The 3,687-nt window shown below is 66.6% G+C and carries 3 protein-coding genes; 2 read left to right on the top strand and 1 reads right to left on the bottom strand.

Annotated features, from left to right (window positions below):
• The first annotated feature begins 226 nt into the window (after window positions 1-226).
• The gene (locus ABWP92_RS16900; RefSeq protein ID WP_353236568.1) at window positions 227-1,141 is read left to right on the top strand and encodes a pseudouridine synthase; all 915 of its coding nucleotides are present in this window, start codon (window positions 227-229) and stop codon (window positions 1,139-1,141) included.
• Here ABWP92_RS16900 and pdxR read toward each other — a convergent pair whose 3' ends face one another.
• A complete protein-coding gene (gene pdxR / locus ABWP92_RS16895) occupies window positions 1,142-2,668 on the bottom strand; it encodes a MocR-like pyridoxine biosynthesis transcription factor PdxR (protein WP_353236567.1) in 1,527 nt (508 codons plus the stop codon).
• A 125-nt stretch (window positions 2,669-2,793) separates the two neighbouring features.
• On the opposite strand from pdxR, the gene ABWP92_RS16890 reads away from it, so the two are divergent.
• Window positions 2,794-3,495 (top strand): GNAT family N-acetyltransferase, encoded by a 702-nt coding sequence (locus ABWP92_RS16890; RefSeq protein ID WP_353236566.1) that lies wholly within the window; start codon window positions 2,794-2,796, stop codon window positions 3,493-3,495.
• The last annotated feature ends 192 nt before the right edge of the window (window positions 3,496-3,687 follow it).

Below are 3,687 nucleotides of genomic sequence, written 5' to 3'. Positions count from 1 at the left end.
TTAGGCACCCCCTGCACAAATCAGCTCGACGCGTGCTTGCGCGGACTCGGGCGGTCCACGGCGTTCAAAATTCTCGCGATAGCCACGGTTATCGCTGCGGTTTCGCCTTGTATCCCACCCCGATCCGCGCAAGCTGCTTGACCATCGATTCGCGCGGAGGATTCCTGGGCGGACATCGCCGCCGCCAGGGAAGCCGGGGCGCCGGGGATATCTACAATCGCCGCCCATGCACAACTCTCATGATCCGCGCGTGCTGCCCATGCGCGATGGCATCAATCCCAGTTGCGTGGTGCTGCCGCCGGCAGGCGAGGGCAGCCTGCTGGACTTTCTTGTAGAGCGTCTTCCCGCCGTGAGCAGGGAGGACTGGCTGCGTCGTATCGCGCTTGGCGAGGTGGTGGATGAATTCGGCGTTCCGGCCACGCCAGGGCGCCGCTTCGAACCCGGCATCCGCTTTTATTACTACCGGGAGCTGGAGCGGGAAGCAGAGATTCCGTTCGAGGCGCACGTCCTCTTTCAGGACGAGCATCTGCTGGTGGCCGACAAGCCGCACTTCCTGCCCGTGGTGCCGGGCGGACGGTACCTGCAGCATACGCTGTTGGTGCGCATGAAGCGGTTGACGGGGCTGCGTGAGCTGTCTCCCATCCATCGCATCGATCGGGACACTGCGGGGCTAGTGCTTTTTTCCACGCAGCGGGCGACGCGCGGCGCATATCAGGCGCTGTTCCGTGATCGCACGGTGTTCAAGGAATACGAAGCCGTCGCCCCGTTTCGCGCCGACCTGCCGTTTCCGCGCGAGCATTCCAGCCGCATGCAGGAGTGCCCGGAGCAGTTCTTTCGCATGCGGGAAGTGCCGGGCGAGGCCAACAGCCACACGCATATGGAGATCATCGAGCAGCATGGCGGCCTTGCGCGCTACCGGCTCAGGCCGGTGACCGGCAAACGCCATCAGTTGCGCGTGCACATGGCATCGCTGGGACTGCCTTTGCTGGGCGACGGGTTCTATCCCGAGGTGAATGATCCGCCTGAGGGCGACTGGTCCCATCCGCTTCAACTGCTCGCGCGCTCGATTGCCTTCCAGGACCCGGTGACGGGACAGGAGCGCCGGTTCGACAGCCGCCGCAGCCTGCGTCCATTGCGTTGATCACCGCCGTGATGCCGCGATCAGTTGCGCCAGCCGTTTGACGAGCAGGGGCATCCGCGCCTCCGAGGTGTTCCCATATCCGAGCACCAGGCCGTTGTCCTCGCTGCCCGGATGCAGGGCGAAGCGCGAGAGAGGAGCTGGCGCCATGTCGTAGCCGCGCGCCGCCTCCGCGATGTGCCGGTCCGGGAACTGCGCGGGCAGCCGTAGCGTAAGGTGCAGTCCGCTGTCGCCGCCACAGATGCCGTGCGGCGTCTTCACATGCGCACCGATGGCCTCGCGCAGCACGGCCTGCCGTTGCCGGTACAGCCTGCGCATGCGGCCCAGGTGGCGGCTGAAGTGGCCCGCCTCGATGAATTGCGCCAGAGCGAGTTGCTCGAACCGGTGGCCGCCGCGCAGTGTTTCCTGGAGCAGCAGGCGCGAGCGTGCGAGCAGCGCTTGGGGAAGCACCAGGAATCCCAGGCGCAGCGCGGGAAACAGGGTCTTGCTGAATGTGCCGCAATACAGCACCGGCGCGTTCGGCACGAGGCCCTGCATGGCGGCAATGGGCTCGCCCGCATGGCGGAACTCGCTGTCGTAGTCATCCTCGATGATCCATGCGCCGTGGGTTTGCGCATGGGCGATCAGCTCCAGCCTGCGGGCGGCGCTCAACACGCCGCCCACGGGGTATTGATGAGAGGGCGTGGTGTAGATGATGCGCGGCGGATGGGTCTTCCATGCGCTGGCGGGAATGCGGATGCCGCCCGCATCCACCCGCATGGCAACGACCTGCAGGTCGGCGCTCGCCATGGCGGTCTGCGCGCCGCGGTAGCCCGGCTCTTCCACCCAGCCGATATCGCCGGGGTTGGCTGTCAGGCGCATGCACAGCACCAGCGCTTCCTGCGCGCCCTCGGTGATCAGCACCTGCCCGGGGTCGCATTGCACGCCGCGCGCCACCGCCAGATGCCGCGCGATGGCCGTGCGCAGGGCCGGCTCGCCCTGCGGCGCGCCGTAGCCGAGCGCGTTCACACCAGCGCCCTGTATGGCGTGATCCAGGCAGCGTTTCCACACCGCGATGGGAAAGCGCGAGAGCGCGGGCACGCCCGGTTTGAACGCCAGGTTTTCCGAGGAGGATGCGCCGTTGTCGCGGATGGCGGTGTTGCGCCGGGCGATGGCGGGCAGGGCGGCCGCGCTCCCGCCTTTGCCGCCAGAGCTTGCGCCGCTTCTTTGGCCGGATGCACTCCTGGCCGGCCCCGCGAGCGCCGCCACGGTGCTGCCCTGGCGGCTCAGATGGATGTAGCCTTCCGCGCCCAGCAGATCGTAGGCCGCCGTCACGGTGTTGCGGGAGATTCCGAGCGAATCGGCCAGAGCGCGTGATCCCGCGAGCCGTGTGCCGCAGGGCAATCGCCCCTCCAGGATCGCCTGCCGGATGCGCTGCTGGAGCTGGCGTTGCAATGATCCGGCGGCGCGCTGGCGGGTGAGCGGAAGTTCGCACAGCAGTGCGGCGAGAGGATCGGCGAGTGGCGGTGCAGGTGGACGGGCTGGTGGCATGGGGGGAAGATGCGTGGCACTATCAAATGTGTGGTTTGTGGCGCTTTCGTATGGTCCACGGATATTCTAGATTCCATACCGGTCCATGGATTTTCACAACCACTTTTTGAAGGCAGGCAGGCAGCATGACCCTCCGCACCAACGAATTCGGCCAACCCATCGGCCCCGCCATGTCCGGCTGGACGCCGCGCCAGCAGCCAGCGGGCGTCACGCTCACGGGACGGTTCTGCCAACTCGAGCCTGTCGATCTCGCAAGACATGCGGCAGATCTGTTCGCGGCCTATAGCGGAGCGCCCCAGGGATGGACGTACATGGCTGCGGGCCCGTTCGCGTCGGAGGCGGACTTCCGCGCCCATGCGGAAGCCATCGCCGCGAGCACAGACCCGCGCCACTATGCGGTGACCGACCTGAAGACCGGCAAGGCGGTGGGCACGCTGTCGCTGATGCGCATCGATCCGAACAATGGCGTGATCGAGGTGGGCAACGTGATGTTCTCCCCGCTCCTGCAGCGCACGCCGCTCTCCACTGAGGCGCAGTATCTGCTGATGGCCTATGCGTTCGATGCGCTGGGATATCGCCGGTATGAGTGGAAATGCGATGCGCTCAATGCGCCATCGCGCAGGACGGCCGGGCGGCTGGGCTTCACGTTCGAGGGCATCTTTCGCCAGGCCGTGATCTACAAGGGCCGCAGCCGCGATACGGCATGGTTCTCCATCATCGACAAGGAGTGGCCGCAATTGAAAACCGCGTTCGAGGCATGGCTCGACAACGGCAATTTCCATGCGGATGGCAGCCAGAAACAGCCGCTGCAGGCACTGCGCGGCTGAAGCGCCTGTCCAGGATGCCGCTTCGCATTGCGTCGCGTCGATGGCGGAAGCCGGCGTGCCCGCAAGGTGCCGGGCGGAATGCTCAACGCGGGTGATCCCGTCAGGGGCGGGCCTGAGCGGTGCGGTTGCACGAGCGGCGGGACGCCCATATCGCATGCACAATGGCGTCCTGGCCGCACATCCTGGCCGCAC

The sequence above is a fragment of the Diaphorobacter ruginosibacter genome, from assembly GCF_040396215.1.
GTDB classification, from domain to species: Bacteria; Pseudomonadota; Gammaproteobacteria; order Burkholderiales; family Burkholderiaceae_C; genus Diaphorobacter_A; species Diaphorobacter_A ruginosibacter_A.
Note: the sequence above shows the minus strand (reverse complement) of the source record. Positions and strands in the feature narration are given on the sequence as shown.